The sequence below is a fragment of the Paenibacillus sp. FA6 genome (assembly GCF_051550225.1).
Classification (GTDB): domain Bacteria; phylum Bacillota; class Bacilli; order Paenibacillales; family Paenibacillaceae; genus Paenibacillus_AQ.
Genome location: NZ_CP188820.1, coordinates 3,902,652 through 3,918,560, shown reverse-complemented (window position 1 = coordinate 3,918,560; position 15,909 = coordinate 3,902,652). Strand labels below are relative to the sequence as shown.

Here is a 15,909-nt window from a genome sequence, read left to right as displayed (position 1 = left end):
AGGGGGGAGCATGTCATGTGAGGACAAAAAAAACAATATATAATACGTTAGCATCTGCTGTATTGCAGATTATAACGTTTATTGCAGGAATCATTTTAATTAGATTATTACTCGTGACATATGGATCATCTACTAATGGCCTTAGAACCTCGTTAACTCAAATGATTAATTATTTATATATTTTTGAGACTGGGTTGAGTGGTGCGATGATTTTTTCACTATATAAGCCACTTGCAGACAAGAACTATGAAGTGATAAATGGCATACTATCTGCAACTAAAAGGGCTTACAAACAAGTCGGATTTATTTTTATTGGCTTACTAATCCTTTTAACCGTTGTATATCCTTTAGTCATTAATAAAGAAAATATGGATGTGCCTACAGTTGTGTTCTTGACGCTTTCTATTGGAGCAACGGGTATTATCAACTACTTCTTAATTGGAAGTTATACAGTATTACTAACAGCTTCACAATCAGGATATATACTTTCAATAGCAAGGGGTATATATACGATAGTCAATACGGTTATTATGGTTATTTTAATCCATTTAGGGTTGAATATCGCCCTAGTATACTTTATATCATTAGCTGCGAGCTTCCTTCATGCGATTATTATAAGAAGATATTCCAACAGGAAGTTTCCTTATTTGGATTTCAAGGTAGCGCCTATGATGTCAGCATTATCCAAAAGATATGATGTCGTTATTCATCAGATTTCTGGAATGATCGTTTTTAATGTGCCGGTATTACTTTTGACTATATTTTCAGATTTGAAAACGGTAAGTGTATATGCCATTTACACCATGATTTTCAGCGGTGTTGGTATGATCATTGGCGTTTTTGTAAATAGTTTTACAGCAGCTTTTGGTGATCTTATTGCAAATAAACAATATGAAATATTGAAAGAGGCATATTCCCAATATGAATTTCTATATTATGGGATTGTTTCATTTGCATACTCATGTGTTTTAGTTTTAGGTATTTCTTTTATTAAGATTTATACAAAAGGAATTACCGATGTGAGTTATGTAGATTACGGAACGCTACTATTGTTCACAATAGTGGGGGTTCTAAGCAGCTGGAAAACGCCACAAAATACAATGGTTATCTCTGCAGGACATTTCAGACAAACAAGGCATAGAGCCATTATTGAGGCTTGTTTAACAATCGTAGTATCTATTCCATTGGTTATTCTATATGGCCTAAAAGGAGTTCTAATTGGAAGCTCCGTTGGATTACTTTACCGTTCAATAGATTTATTGTATGCAGAAAGAATTACTAACTTTAAGTTTAGGCATACATTGATGAGGATTTTAAGAATTTTATTCATCATTATTGTAGCTGTAATACCTTTTAAGACACTATTCTCAATAGAAGCGGAAAACCTTATGGTTTGGTGTCTATATGCAATAGTTGTTTCAATATGGGTTGGTATATTGGCCTTAGCAGTCAATTTCCTTTTTGAAAGAAATACCCTATTGAAAATTATTATGAGACTAAAAGCGACTTTTTCTAAAATGAAACCAACAGAGGAGCGGTGGAAGCATGAATGAAATGAATGTATTGGTTACAGGTGGATCCGGATTTATCGGAAGTAATTTCATACGATATATGCTGAATAAGTACGCTAGTATCTCAATCGTTAACTTTGACCAATTAACCTACGCAGGTAATCTTGAGAATCTTATTTCAGTAGAGCATAATCCGAATTATTATTTCGTCAGAGGAGATATTTGCTGCAAATCACAGGTAGAGGCTGTCGTTAAGAATCACAATATTAATATTATTGTTAACTTTGCTGCTGAATCCCATATACTGGGGACTCGAACATTGTTGGAGGCTGCCAGGGAATTTCAAGTGACTAGATATATTCAGATCTCAACAGATGAAGTGTATGGTTCTCTTGGTGAGACAGGATACTTCACCGAAGAGACCCCACTTGCACCGAGTAGTCCATATTCAGCCAGCAAGGCGGGGGCAGACTTATTAGTAAGAGCCTACCATGAAACATATGGGCTACATACAAATATTACGCGTTGCTCCAACAATTATGGTCCTTTTCATCATCCGGAGAAGCTGATACCTTTGATGATTACGAATGCTTTGGAGAATAAGGAGTTACCGATATATGGGGATGGATTGAATATTCGTGATTGGCTGCATGTTGAGGATCACGTAGTAGCTATTGATCTAGTGATTCAGGCTGGACGTTCAGGAGAAGTGTATAATGTCGGGGGTCATAATGAACGAAGTAATATAGATATTGTAGAAAAGATACTAAGTGTATTAGGTGAATCTACGGATTTAATTAGGTATATGGAAGATCGTAAAGGGCATGATGGGCGTTATGCCATGGATCCATCAAAAATAATGCAAGAGTTGCAATGGAAACCCCATTATACCTTTGATAATGGAATTCGGGAAACGATTAAATGGTATATGAATAATAGGGAGTGGTGGCAGAGGATCAAGACCGGCAAGTACAAGAACTATTATGAACAACAGTATGAGGAAAGTCTTTTATTCTAAGAGGAAGTCCAAAAAGGTCATCTTTTGATCACGAAGTATAGCAAGATGCCAACATAGGGGGTGTGATGATATGCAACTAGTCTTATTGTCGGGTGGTTCTGGAAAGCGGCTATGGCCTCTATCGAATGACTCACGATCTAAGCAATTTCTGAGAATGCTGGAGGATCCAAGCGGACTTAGAGAATCCATGGTGCAGAGGGTATGGCGACAGCTTCAGCATGCAGGATTGGAACAACAAACATACATCGCTACAAGCAAGGCGCAGGTAGAAATATTGCGAAATCAGTTGGGATATGAGGCGGAATTAATTGTAGAACCAGAGAGAAGAGATACATTTCCGGCAATTGCCCTAGCAGCAACGTATCTGTATTCAATGAAGGGGATCGGTCTTGAGGAAACGGTTGTCATTCTACCGGTTGACCCTTACGTCGAGGTTGACTTCTTCAGTAAAATTCAAGAGCTTGATTCCATTCTAGAACGCTCTCAAGCAGACATCGCACTTATCGGAGTAAGACCTACGTACCCTTCTGAGAAATATGGTTACATTATCCCTGAACCGCACGTTATGGAGGAATGTTCAGTAGGGTATTCAAGAGTTAAACAATTTCAAGAGAAACCCCATGAAGAAGAAGCGTTAGCCATGATGAAGCAATCGGCGCTTTGGAACTGTGGGGTTTTTGCATTCAAATTAGACTACCTTATTAATTTCTTGATCTCAATGGATCTGCCCATTCAATATGAAGAAATGCTCAAACAATACAGCAAACTAACTAAAATCAGCTTTGATTATCACGTTGTCGAGAAAGCTTGGGACTTAGTAGTAACGCCCTATGAGGGAAGTTGGAAGGATCTAGGAACATGGAACACACTTACGGATGAGATGAGTTCTCCTGTTCTTGGCAAAGGTGTTGTGTCGAAGGATTCATTGAATACGCATCTGATCAATGAGCTTAATATTCCTGTAACTATTCTAGGGCTGTCTAATATCATTGTGGTCACGAGCCCAGATGGCATTCTGGTGAGTGATAAAGAAGCGAGTCCGAGGATCAAAGATATGTTAACGGGGATGGATAACCGTCCTATGTATGAAGAACGTAGATGGGGTCACTACCAAATACTTGATTATTCTAAGAACACGGAATCCCTAGAAGTTCTTACGAAGCGAATTTGTATTCGAGCAGGTCACAATCTGAGTTATCAATTTCATCTGAAACGCAAAGAATTGTGGACTGTGATCTCGGGTGAGGGGGAGTTTATCATGAACGAACAGTACCGAGAAATTAAGCAGGGTGATGTTCTAGAAATTCCAGAAGGTAGCCGCCACAGTGTAAGGGCAATAGGGGATTTGGAGATTATTGAAGTGCAACTGGGCAGTTCATTGGTAGAAGAGGATATCATTCGCTTGAGCATGGAATGGTCTGATATTATGGCGAATTGCGTATAGAAGTGGAAGGGGTAGGGCCTAATGAAACGTTGGATAAAAGTAACCTTGTTGTCTCTGTCGTTAGTGATCTTCATTGTATTGGGATATGGGATCTATTTGTACGAATCGGTGAAGTCGACAGCCCGTACAATTTATGAACCCAGAGAACCGAATAAGCCTGTAACGATAAAGGCTACGACTACAACTACAACTAGCACAGAACAAAAAGGCGGCGTTCCCGTGAAAATGGATGAAAGGGAGCCCTATACGGTGTTGGTCATGGGGGTAGATCAGCGAGAGAGCGACGTTGGTCGATCCGACACGATGATTGTTCTGAGCGTCAACCCATCCAAAGAATCGATTCTGATGTTCAATATTCCAAGGGATACACGAACTGAAATTATAGGGCATGGTACGACAGATAAAATTAATCACGCTTACGCTTTTGGTGGAGTAAATATGTCCATTCAAACGGTTGAGAACTTATTGAATATACCTATTAATTATTACATTAAGGTCAACATGGAGGGATTCAGCCAGATTATTGATTTACTAGGTGGAGTAGAGATTGAGAATCCATTTTCTTTTCAGTATGAAGGTTATGAATTTGCGGAAGGCCCCTTAGAATTAGACGGGAATGAAGCACTTGCTTATTCACGAATGCGATACGATGACCCTCGTGGAGATCTCGGACGTAACGCCAGACAAAGAGAGATCTTGAAGCAGACGTTGGAGAATGCTCTGCAAGTCACGAATATCGTTCGTCTCCAATCCATGCTTGCGGAGGTTGGGAATAATGTGAAGACAGATATTACCTTTGATGAAATGAAGAAATTTATTACAGATTATCGCTCCGATCTGAATAAGATTGAAACATTGGAGTTGAACGGTCAAGGGAAGAGAATAAACGGGATTTATTATTACACTATAGAAGCTACCGAGAAGGAACGAGTCCATAACTTAATTGAGGAACACCTACGTAAAAGCAGTATATCAATGAATTTTTCCGAATAATAGAAAAGAGTCATTAAAGGGGGTTTTTGGATGGTAGCGCGATTTCAATTTTTCTGTGTGTACTGTGAGCAGCTTGTACAAGGGAATGAGAAAAGCTCTATTTTTAAAACGGGATTTTACCAGTATGAGTTCCCAATGGGTTATTGTACGACATGCGAACAAATACGCCCTGAATCAAGCATGAATTCCCATATTATAGTTAAACCTTAGAGTAATATGCTAAACTATGTTTGGAGAGCAAGATATAGTAGCATATGCTCGTCAATCTAAAGGGGTGAATAAGATGCAGCAGGAACCGGTAGTTCGATTGGAGGGCGTCTCGAAGGTTATCTCCTCAAAGGTAATCATTGATAATCTCAATCTGGAAATTGTACCAGGCCAAGTGTTTGGGTTTCTTGGTCCGAATGGAGCGGGGAAGACGACGACGATCCGTATGATGGTTGGTTTAATATCTATTAGTAAGGGAGACATCGTGATATGTGGGCACAGCATTAAGCACCAATTCGAAGCGGCAATAGCGAATGTGGGGGCTATTGTTGAGAATCCAGAGATGTATAAATATTTAAGTGGATATCAAAATTTGCGGCATTTCGCTCGCATGATGCCCGGAGTCACGAAGGAACGAATACAAGAGGTTATCGCTCTTGTAGGCTTGGATAAGCGAATTCATGACAAAGTTAAAACCTACTCACTCGGTATGAGGCAAAGATTAGGTGTAGCTCAGGCTATTCTACATAACCCGAAGCTTCTTATTTTGGATGAGCCTACCAATGGACTGGATCCACAAGGTATCCGAGAATTACGGGACTATCTAAGGCATCTTTGTAGAGTTGAAGGAACTACGGTATTCGTATCAAGTCATTTACTATCTGAGATGGAATTGATGTGTGATAGCGTAGCTATTATTCAGAATGGTCGATTAATTGATGTTCGTCAATTGAAGAATGAAGAAGGGGTAGCCGTGTCTGCTGCCGAAATTGCCTTTGATGTGGATCAACCTCAGTTAGCTGCAGAATTATTGGGAGTGAATCGGGTGGAGAATAACCTACTAATAATGAAGATATCACGTGAAGAAGTAGCCGATATTAATGCACGTCTCGTTCAGGCTGGGCTCAAAGTATACGGCATTCGTGAGGTTACTCGCACGCTTGAGGATCAATTCTTGGAGATGACGGGGAGTGAACAAATTGTCTAGCTTTTATAAACTGATATTAAATGAGAATATGAAAATATATCGTCGTGTTCGTACCTGGATCATGTTAGGTATTCTAGCTCTATTTAGTATACTTATGCCATTCGTATTCTTCATGGCGAAAGGAATGGAACAACCTAATGTGTGGGAAGTCACTATATTAACGATGACGATGACATTTTTTCTGAATATTATATTTGTTGTTGTCATTGCAGCGGATTCTGTAGCTAGTGAGTTTACCGGAGGAACGATTAAGTTGCTTCTGATTAGACCGTGGAGTCGTTCGAAGATTCTATTATCCAAATATATATCCGTGATTTTATTTAGCTTATTAAGTAGCCTTCTACTGTTCGGAGTAGCCTTTCTATTTTCGAATATATGGTTCAATTATGAGGGGAATTCAGGGATGTTCTCGAGTACTTGGAGTGATATGTCGTATACATTCATGAACCTTGGCAGTAGTTATGTTCAGCTCTTCATGATTATGATGATAGCCTTTATGATATCTACTCTATTTCGCTCGAGTACCTTCGCTATAGCCTTGTCATTGTTTATCTTGTTCACCAAGGATATCTTTTTGGTTATTCTAAATCCCGATAGATACGAATGGATGAAATATTTGATATTCACTCATATGGATTTAAAAGGATATATAAATTCATCCGTTGGCCCAGCTGGATCAACGTTCACTTTTTCATTAATTGTACTAGTGGGTTACTATATTGTGTTCGTGTTGCTCTCATGGTTTGTGTTCAAGAAACGTGATGTTGCAACATAACGTCAGGTGGTATTTGAGTGAAAAGAAAGCATTCATCCCACCAGGCTCCATCATGAGGAAAGAGGTTGGGTTGGTGGAGTGGGAGGGAGCTTGTATTTCCTTCCCACCCACTACATCAACTCCCCACCCACCACATGACACATGAACTTCCCAAGCAAGTACTTCACAAGCAAGTTCTCCGCAAGGAATATCCCTTTGATTAGCCTACCTCGGTTTGTAAGGAACGCGAAGAGGCATCCTTTGACTTATCAGACACAGCTTTAGACTCTGGAGGGCTCATCGTACTAGTTCCACTCAAGGCACCGCCTTCCATAATGATGAGGGAAGAGGAAGAGACATCCCCGAACATCTGTCCGGTTGGTGTAATCGTAAGTTTACCTGATGCAGCAATATCCCCGTACACTTTACCAGCAATAATGACTTCTTTAGCCTGAATGTTAGAGCGTGCTTCCGCAAATTCACCAACGATTACATCTCCTTGACTCTCAATCTGACCATTAAACTTTCCCTCAATTCGCAAGTTGGCATCACAGTTTAACTTTCCGGTGATCTCTGAACCTTGTCCAATTAGTGTGTCCGTCGCTGTGAGTTCTCTTTCTGACCTTCTTGATCTTGCCATGATAAAACCCCCTAAAAGTTTTTGAAGAGCATACCTTCCTGATTAGACCTCGTTTCAAAAACTGGCATCGGAAGCATAAACTTAGTTTTTGAAGAGCATACCTACCTGATTATTTAATGTAGGGAAGTGGGTTAACGGCTTTGTTTTTCTTTTCCACCTGGAAATGGAGATGAGCTCCTGTACTGCGTCCGGTATTTCCTAGTTTTCCAATCACTTCACCCTTGGAGATAAGATCCCCGACAGCCACCTCGATTTTGCTTAAATGCATATAAGAAGTCTGCAATCCATTTGGATGTTCAATCTGTATATAGAGACCACGCGCGCCAAGTTGCTCAGCATGTAACACCTTGCCTGCTCCTGCGGCATAGACAGGATCTCCTGTGTTGCCAGAAATGTCGATACCCGCATGATAGGCTGCTCCACGGGTAAACGGATCTTTCCTGTAGCCGAAGCTAGAGGAGATGACGTGGGAGGAGGTTGGCCACATATTCGGAATGCCTGCCAGCATATCTTGTGTCGCTTGAGCCTTTTCAAGCGTGCGAGGGATATTGTTTTCCATGGAATGGATTAGCTTGCGGATTTCTTCAAAGTCATCTTTTGTCTCTTGAGAAAGGTCGATGATGTCGCTAGTCTGTACAGCAATAAATTCACCGCCTACATGCGTAGAAAGATCATTGGCCAGATTCGTTGTAGGACTCTTACTGCTGACTTCATCAGGAATCATACTGGTATCATTCTTCTTGATGAACGTTTGTAGCTCCTCTTCCAGCTCACTTACACGCTGCATTTTGTCTTTCATATCATGAGCATCAGTAGACAACTGGATGATTTCATTCTGTAATCTGGAGATGGCTTCTTCCCGATTACTAACCGTGATCTCCATCTGATGGTTGGCAATGTTCTGGAGGTTCATTTCCTGTTCCATTTTAGAGATCGCTTGGGAAGAATGAACTTGCATGGAAATAATAAGACCAGTAAGGGACAGAATAGCAACAGTGGGTACGATAATTAATAAAGGTTTCGAGATATGGATCTGCTTGACAGAATGCTGTGCATCTCTGAGAACAAGTAGGGTCAATGGCTGTTTCGTCTTAGTACTTTTCATAGGCAACTCCTTTCTACTCATTGGATGGAGAAATGGAATAGATCGCTTATATTCTATTTATTCTTTGAACTCTCTAAACATGTCTAATTTGTTGAGAGAATCTTGGTAAATCTTGTTCTGAGTGAGGTGGATTGAATAATACTCCAATGGATTGGTCAATGCTGTACGGTACGATGTTAGTCACTATAACTTATGAAGGAGGGAAGTTAGCTTTATGATATGGCTACTTATCATACTGATTGTATTTATTGTTCAGATTGCGACGATTATTATTATTGAATTCCGAAATCCAACGAAAGCTCTCGCATGGATATTTATATTGTTTTGTTGTCCATTGGTTGGATTTATATTCTATTATTTTGTGGCTCGAGAATACAATAAACATAAGCAGGTTCGTTCAAGAGGATCGAGGCTATATCAGGAGAATCGTGCGCATTTATGGCAGGATACTGTCATTGTTAAGAGTGCGGAAGAAATGAAGAATAGCGAATTCATACATCAAAAGCGGCTATTTCATTTGTTGACCCACCTTCAGGGGAGTTCTATAACGGGATGTAATGAGAGTCGGGTTCTAACGGACGGGAAAGTGGCTTTTCATGCAATGCTTGAGGCAATGGAATCTGCTAAGGATCATATTCATGTGGAATTTTATATTTTTAGACCAGATATGATCGGCACTGAATTTCAGGACGTGATGATTCGAAAGGCTCAAGAAGGTGTCAAGGTTCGTATCGTTTGTGATGGTATAGGGAGTTACCACTTAAAGCGGTCCTTTATACAGCGATTTAAAGAGACAGGTGTTGAATTTCACTTCTTCCTTCCGTTAGTTCTTGCTATTATCAATCGTCGCATTAACTACCGTAATCATCGAAAGATTGTGATTGTGGATGGTAAAAGGGGATTTGCAGGAGGAATAAATGTAGGAGATGACTATTTGGGACTATACCCTGAAATAGGATATTGGCGGGATACTCACTTGGAACTAGAAGGTGATGCTGTTTATTACCTACAGAATATATTTCTTAATGATTGGAGATTAGCCTCTAGTGAACGAATTGAGGATGCTTCCATGTTCCCTGCACATGAGTGCCTTGGAGATCAGCAAATTCAAATTTTGAGCAGTGGTCCAGACCAGGTACGGGATGCATTGCAAGAGATGTTCTTTGGAGCAATAACAGCTGCTAGCGATAGGATATGGATTACGTCCCCTTACTTTATCCCTGATGCAGGTATTAATGAAGGACTCAAAACAGCGGCAATTAGTGGTGTGGATGTACGTATCATTATTCCGGGGAAGCCAGATTCGAAATGGGTACATCTTGCTTCTCTGTCGTATGTGGAAGAATTATTAGAAGCAGGCGTGCGTTTCTATCAATACCGCAAAGGATTTATCCATGCCAAAATTATGATTGTGGATGACCTGTTAGCTACCGTTGCAACTGCGAATATGGACATGCGGAGTTTCTTCTGTAATTTCGAGTTGGCTGCTGTATTATTTGATCAGGAATCCATACAACGTATTGTGGCTGATTTCGTGGACGATCTTAAAGATTGCTCAGAAATCAGCCTTAATGAATTTAAAGCAAGGTCTTATATGCAAAAAGGGGGCGAGTTATTATGTCGAATATTATCTCCATTATTATGAAAAAGATCGGAATGCTAAAAATGCAGACAAAAAAGATCGGAATTTTTTAAAATCATAGAAAAGACTGTGCTATAATATATAGGTAAATAACATGAAAGTACAGACAATTATGACAGGGGGAAATGTGTGAGTACGTGTATAGAGAGTTTGGATGACAATATTCCTACAGCGCAAGGTCTTCCACCCAAGACAAAACCAACAATAGGAAGACAGTTATTTAGAGGCCTTATGATGCTTATTGGAGCAGGCTTAGTCTCCATAGCACTCGAGATTTTCTTAGTACCAAATGATATTATTGATGGTGGAATTACGGGTATCTCCATTATGGCTTCATATTTTGCGAAGCTACCACTGGGTATATTCCTAACCCTTCTAAACCTTCCCTTTCTATTCCTTGGTTATAAGCAAATTGGTAAAACCTTCGCTTTATCGACCTTATTCTCAATTATTGTGATGTCAGTTGGAACGTATTTCTTACATCCTGTTGAACCTTTTACCGATGATCCGTTCCTTAGTGCAGTATTTGGTGGTGTCTTTCTGGGATTTGGTGTAGGTCTTGTTATTCGTGCAGGCGGATCATTAGATGGGACGGAAATAGTAGCTATATTATTGAGTAAGAAGTCACCATTCTCAGTGGGTGAAGTTGTTATGTTTATTAATATCTTTATCCTTAGTAGTGCTGGATTCGTCTTTGGATGGGATCGTGCGATGTATTCTCTTATTGCCTATTATATTGCTTTCAAATTGATTGATGTAACCAATGAGGGTCTGGATCAATCGAAATCAGTCTGGATTATTAGTGACAGATATCGAGAGATTGGCGACGCTCTAAATCACCGTCTTGGACGTGGTGTAACCTATCTGGAGGGTGAAGGTGCCTATACTGGAGATAGTAAGAAGGTTATTTTCGTTGTTATTACTCGACTTGAAGAAGCTAAATTAATATCGATTGTTGAGGATTGGGATAGTAATGCATTCGTTGCTGTTGGTAATATTCATGATGTCAAAGGTGGACGCTTTAAGAAGAAAGCGATACATTAACTTATATATTATTTCATGGGAATATTAGGATAAGGTATAAGTTATAAGTTATGCCCTATACTTTATCTTAATATTTTACGAAGAGACGGTTGTGTCATCCCTAATAAGGGGTGGTACAGCCGTTTCTTCGTATTTGATCGTTTCTGTATGTGATGAAATGCATGACAGGGCATAGTGCTGGGCATATTGAGTAGGATTAAAGTACGAACCATCATGAGTTAAATCAGTAGGAAGGAGTGAAAAATTATGAATGAAGAAGAAGCCTATTTGCAGGATGTTGATCGGATGGTGAATGAGGGTTTAGGTGGTGGGGAAGTCACGATAGATAATGGGTATGTTGGTGATATTCCGTTAGAAGAGTTGTTCATGGAGCAAGGAGAAGAGGTTACGGAGACAGAGGATACTAGTGTATTAGACTATAATAATGAAAAGGAGTAATGATAATGGACGTAAGAAGAGCTCTCGATATTTATCATGATAAAGATACTATTGCTGTTCAATTAGAAGGAGATTCTGTCTGGATTGAACATGTGGATGAAGCCAATGGAATGGCTACAGTTCAGGTGGGGTCACGTCCGGCCAACACACATACAGTGAGTGTGGATCGTCTTCGCGAGGAAGAGACATCATAACTGCTGATAATTGAATAGATCTCGGGGGCAGAAATAGCAATAGAACTTTAGGAAGGGCTCGAACTGCTTGAAATAGCGGTTTCGGGTCCTTTTATACTCTATTTGGAAAGAATACATTTTCGGTGGACTTCTCAGGTTACTCTTTATGAATTTCAAGAGTCTATATGAGCTCCATCATATTCTATGCGAGATATTGAAAATCAGATGGATTTTATTGAAATATGCATAGAGCGGTGGCAACATTTGATCCGCGAACAATGCTTCATATGATGAAAGTAGATAGATTGGGATGAAATATGTGGAATATATGCACAACCGTACAGAGTGTGACTAAATCAGAACGTAAAGATTACAAAGTCCCCAGAGACTTCAATCCACGCACACCTATTCGAATATCCGAATATCCGAATAGGTGCAGAAAGTACACTTAATTAGTAGGAAAAGTGGGAGGAAGAGGGAATAGTTGCAGAACCTGCAGTTAAAAGTGGCGATAACGATGAAAAGTGGATGTTACCAGTAAATTAGATGTATTTTTTGCAACTAAAGTTAGCTACAGAGGGAATTAGCTGGATTTAAGTGTACTTATTGCACCTACTGCTGATTGGTCGAGGCCGAAGGCGACTGTTACTGTTGCTTTGCTGCCGCCGTTACCTGGGGCCACTAATGTTAATGATATATATCGCTCACATCGGAGGCATAACCGTCTTCCCACGGCATGAATTCAGCTGCCGAGAATGACACAAAGCGTTCTACTTAACTTCAAATGATCCATAGATAGGCTTGAATACATAGTCAACATGTTCTACTCAAAAGCGATACAAAGGCTCATTTCTGGTTCAATTCTTGATTGAGGCGTAGATTGGACATACCGACGCTTCTTGCGGGTCATAGCATTGACCGATATAATAAAGGACAAGTTATGTTGGAAATGGACATAAAGGTGGGTTTATTTTGGGAATGAGTTATTACAAGGATAGATACATCTATTCATCTCATCATTTAAAAGATACCGAGGCGCTTGCGGCTTGGCTTGCTGAAGTAGCGATTCCGGGTACGGTGATTGGACTTGATGGAGATTTAGGAGCGGGAAAGACAGCATTTTCACAGCTATTTGCTAAGCATCTTGGAGTCAAAGGTATCGTTAATAGCCCAACATTTACAATTATTAAAGAATATGAAGGTAGAGTACCTTTTTATCATATGGATGTTTATCGCCTTTCGATAGAAGAAGCGGATGAGCTTGGGCTGGATGAGTATTTCTATGGTAAGGGAGTATGTCTAGTTGAATGGTCCCAAATCATTAGTGATTTACTACCCGAAACTCATCTGCACTTATCGATAGAGACTATTGGGTCTGAACAACGTGAAATTACGATTCGCGGGTTGGGAGAACCTTATGAAGAATGGTGTCGTAACCTGAATAAGAATGGAGTCTTTAAGTCATGAGTAAAGCACAGAGGTCAGATTCGCAACAACGGATACTGGCATTGGACACATCTACAACATCATTGGCTGTAGCGGTCATGGATGAGGGGAAGGTCATACATGAGATTAGCGAATTGGGTGAACGAAATCATTCGATTCGAATTCTATCGATTGTGGAAGAAGTTCTGAAGGCATCTGGAACGATGACATCAGAGGTGAAAGGCATCGCTGTTGGTATAGGACCAGGATCTTATACGGGAACACGAATAGCCGTTACCGCAGCAAAGACGTTAGCATGGGCTTGGAACATACCAGTGGTAGGTATATCGAGTCTTTATTCATTGGCTTATGGTGGTTATTCCCATGGGGTAAATACTTGTGAAGTTAAGGAAGGAATGGATCACGTCCATTGGGTTATTCCGTTGATGGATGCGAGACGAGGTCAGGTATACACAGCACTATTCACTTCTTCAGATGGGAATATACCAGATCGTCTAGAGCCAGATGCCATTCGCCTAATGGAGCAGTGGGTAGATGAGCTAGTGGATCGGCTGGGAACTACACCTGAGCAGAAGAAGCCACGTTATGTCTGGATCGTAGGGGATGTAAATCTCCATAAGGAAGTAGCTGAACGTCTTAGAGTACATCTTGGAGATGCACTTCATATCGTTTCATATGATTTGGAGGCACGTTTCGTTGGAATGTTAGGAGAACAAAGGTTTAACAAAGGTGAAATGGATGATATGCATTCGCTGGTTCCGAATTATACCCAACTTACTGAAGCGGAAACCAATCTCCTTCGTAAGCTATGAAGGGAGGAGGTAACTTATGGAGCAGAATAATAAGGCGGCGGACGATGAGGGAGTCTCTTTTCGAATCATGAAGCTCGAGGATATTCCTGATATTATGGTCATTGAGCATGATGCATTTACACTCCCATGGACAGAAACTTCCTTCCGTAATGAATTGACGAATAACCTCTTTGCTCGTTATATCGTGATGGAGAGTCATGGAAAACCTATTGGTTACGCCGGAATGTGGACGATTGTAGATGAAGCTCATATTACGAATGTTGCTATTCTAGAAGCATATCGTGGTCGCAAATTAGGTGAACGTTTGTTAGATGAATTAATGAAGACTGCTGTTCAACTGGGAATGGATCGAATGACACTGGAAGTTAGGGTGTCCAATTCTATTGCCCAGCGTTTGTATGGAAAAAAAGGATTTAAATCAGTAGGACTTCGTAAAAGCTATTATTCAGACAATCATGAGGATGCAATGATTATGTGGGTAGATTTGCCCCAATATAAGGAGTACGGTAGTAGGGAAGGAAGCGTATAGATTCATGAGTATAGATAACAATAAATATAGCCCATGTTATATATTAGCTATTGAGACAAGCTGTGACGAAACGGCTGTAGCTGTTGTGAAGGATGGGCATGAGGTATTGTCTAATATGATTTCAAGCCAGATTGAGACGCATAAGGCCTTTGGTGGTGTTGTACCCGAAGTTGCATCTCGTAAGCATGTCGAGAGCATCACACTTATGCTAGAAGAAGCAGTAGCTGCTTCAGGAATCCCGATGACAGAGTTGTCCGCGATTGCCGTAACACAAGGACCTGGACTTGTAGGTGCATTATTAGTAGGGGTGGTAGCTGCAAAGAGTCTTTCAGTAGCATTGTCTAAACCATTAATTGGAACACATCATATTGCGGGACATATATATGCTAATCGCTTGGTTGGAGATATTCATTACCCTTGTATGGCGTTAGTTGTATCCGGTGGACATACGGAACTCGTCTATATTAAGGAAGAAGGTCACTTTGAAGTGATCGGTCGAACTAGGGATGATGCGGTTGGAGAGGCCTACGATAAAGTAGCACGCTCGCTTGGCTTCCCTTATCCTGGTGGACCTCATGTGGATCGTATGGCTATGGAGTCTGAAGAATCAATAAAACTTCCACGTGCATGGTTGGAATCAGGATCCTATGACTTCAGTTTCAGTGGATTGAAATCTGCCGTATTAAATGTGATCAATCAACGTAAGATGCGTGGTGATCCACCGATCACGGCTGCCATTGCACGAGGATTTCAAGAATCGGTTGTAGAGGTGCTTGTTACCAAAGCGATCCTTGCCGTGAAAGCCTATGATGTGAAGCAGTTGTTGCTATGTGGTGGTGTAGCGGCTAACCGTGGTCTTCGGGCTGAGTTGAGCCTTAGATGTGCGGAGGAAGGAATAGATCTATCCATTCCTCCATTTGAATACTGTACAGACAATGCTGCCATGATTGGTGCTGCCGCTTATCTCAAATGGCGTGAACAGTATTTCACACCGCTTGAAATGAAGGCAGATCCACAGCTTTCTTTGGAAGAATGGGGCTCTAATAACGTAGATTAATTGAATGAGCAAAAAGTCTATTGACAGAGTTCATTCAAATGGGTATGATTATAAAAATTTCAAAATGTGGTAAACGCGATGAACAAGAGTAGTAGGGTAATCCGGGAA

Annotated in this window: 16 protein-coding genes; 14 read left to right on the top strand and 2 right to left on the bottom strand. The window is 40.5% G+C overall.

Annotated features, from left to right (window positions below):
* Positions 1-17: 17 nt before the first annotated feature.
* From ACP8HI_RS18115 to ACP8HI_RS18090, 6 genes are all read left to right on the top strand, one after another.
* On the top strand, positions 18-1,553 hold the full coding sequence (locus ACP8HI_RS18115; RefSeq protein WP_438347579.1) for a lipopolysaccharide biosynthesis protein: 1,536 nt from the start codon (positions 18-20) through the stop codon (positions 1,551-1,553).
* A gap of 1 nt (position 1,554) precedes the next feature.
* Complete coding sequence (rfbB, locus tag ACP8HI_RS18110) at positions 1,555-2,529, top strand: dTDP-glucose 4,6-dehydratase (protein WP_438351890.1); 975 nt, start codon at positions 1,555-1,557, stop codon at positions 2,527-2,529.
* Between the two features lie 70 nt (positions 2,530-2,599).
* The gene (locus ACP8HI_RS18105; protein WP_438347578.1) at positions 2,600-3,973 is read left to right on the top strand and encodes a sugar phosphate nucleotidyltransferase; all 1,374 of its coding nucleotides are present in this window, start codon (positions 2,600-2,602) and stop codon (positions 3,971-3,973) included.
* Between the two features lie 21 nt (positions 3,974-3,994).
* Positions 3,995-4,966, top strand: coding sequence for an LCP family glycopolymer transferase (locus tag ACP8HI_RS18100; protein WP_438347577.1), 972 nt, complete (start codon positions 3,995-3,997; stop codon positions 4,964-4,966).
* Between the two features lie 283 nt (positions 4,967-5,249).
* Positions 5,250-6,161 (top strand): ABC transporter ATP-binding protein, encoded by a 912-nt coding sequence (locus ACP8HI_RS18095; RefSeq protein WP_438347576.1) that lies wholly within the window; start codon positions 5,250-5,252, stop codon positions 6,159-6,161.
* The gene (locus ACP8HI_RS18090) at positions 6,154-6,936 is read left to right on the top strand and encodes an ABC transporter permease (RefSeq protein WP_438351889.1); all 783 of its coding nucleotides are present in this window, start codon (positions 6,154-6,156) and stop codon (positions 6,934-6,936) included. Before ACP8HI_RS18095 ends, ACP8HI_RS18090 begins: the two co-directional genes overlap by 8 nt.
* A gap of 199 nt (positions 6,937-7,135) precedes the next feature.
* Here ACP8HI_RS18090 and ACP8HI_RS18085 read toward each other — a convergent pair whose 3' ends face one another.
* The gene (locus ACP8HI_RS18085; RefSeq protein ID WP_438347575.1) at positions 7,136-7,555 is read right to left on the bottom strand and encodes a bactofilin family protein; all 420 of its coding nucleotides are present in this window, start codon (positions 7,553-7,555) and stop codon (positions 7,136-7,138) included.
* Positions 7,556-7,664: 109 nt separating this feature from the next.
* A complete protein-coding gene (locus ACP8HI_RS18080; RefSeq protein WP_438347574.1) occupies positions 7,665-8,660 on the bottom strand; it encodes a M23 family metallopeptidase in 996 nt (331 codons plus the stop codon).
* A 214-nt stretch (positions 8,661-8,874) separates the two neighbouring features.
* Here ACP8HI_RS18080 and cls point away from each other — a divergent pair, with 214 nt between their 5' ends.
* The 8 genes from cls to tsaD all read left to right on the top strand — a co-directional run bounded on the left by cls (position 8,875) and on the right by tsaD (position 15,801).
* Positions 8,875-10,305, top strand: a complete 1,431-nt coding sequence (cls, locus tag ACP8HI_RS18075) for a cardiolipin synthase (RefSeq protein ID WP_438347573.1) — start codon at positions 8,875-8,877, stop codon at positions 10,303-10,305.
* A gap of 201 nt (positions 10,306-10,506) precedes the next feature.
* A complete protein-coding gene (locus ACP8HI_RS18070) occupies positions 10,507-11,346 on the top strand; it encodes a YitT family protein (RefSeq protein ID WP_438351888.1) in 840 nt (279 codons plus the stop codon).
* A gap of 246 nt (positions 11,347-11,592) precedes the next feature.
* Positions 11,593-11,784 (top strand): hypothetical protein, encoded by a 192-nt coding sequence (locus tag ACP8HI_RS18065; protein WP_438347572.1) that lies wholly within the window; start codon positions 11,593-11,595, stop codon positions 11,782-11,784.
* Between the two features lie 5 nt (positions 11,785-11,789).
* Positions 11,790-11,978 (top strand): H-type small acid-soluble spore protein, encoded by a 189-nt coding sequence (locus ACP8HI_RS18060; protein ID WP_438347571.1) that lies wholly within the window; start codon positions 11,790-11,792, stop codon positions 11,976-11,978.
* A gap of 957 nt (positions 11,979-12,935) precedes the next feature.
* Positions 12,936-13,424, top strand: coding sequence for a tRNA (adenosine(37)-N6)-threonylcarbamoyltransferase complex ATPase subunit type 1 TsaE (gene tsaE / locus ACP8HI_RS18055; protein ID WP_438347570.1), 489 nt, complete (start codon positions 12,936-12,938; stop codon positions 13,422-13,424).
* Entirely contained in the window at positions 13,421-14,215 is a 795-nt protein-coding gene (gene tsaB, locus ACP8HI_RS18050; protein WP_438347569.1) for a tRNA (adenosine(37)-N6)-threonylcarbamoyltransferase complex dimerization subunit type 1 TsaB, read from the top strand. Before tsaE ends, tsaB begins: the two co-directional genes overlap by 4 nt.
* Before the next feature lie 16 nt (positions 14,216-14,231).
* Positions 14,232-14,744, top strand: coding sequence for a ribosomal protein S18-alanine N-acetyltransferase (gene rimI, locus ACP8HI_RS18045; RefSeq protein ID WP_438347568.1), 513 nt, complete (start codon positions 14,232-14,234; stop codon positions 14,742-14,744).
* 4 nt (positions 14,745-14,748) lie between these two features.
* Positions 14,749-15,801 carry a tRNA (adenosine(37)-N6)-threonylcarbamoyltransferase complex transferase subunit TsaD gene (gene tsaD, locus ACP8HI_RS18040; protein WP_438347567.1) on the top strand — a complete coding sequence of 351 codons (1,053 nt, stop codon included), beginning with the start codon at positions 14,749-14,751 and terminating at the stop codon, positions 15,799-15,801.
* Positions 15,802-15,909 lie beyond the last annotated feature (108 nt).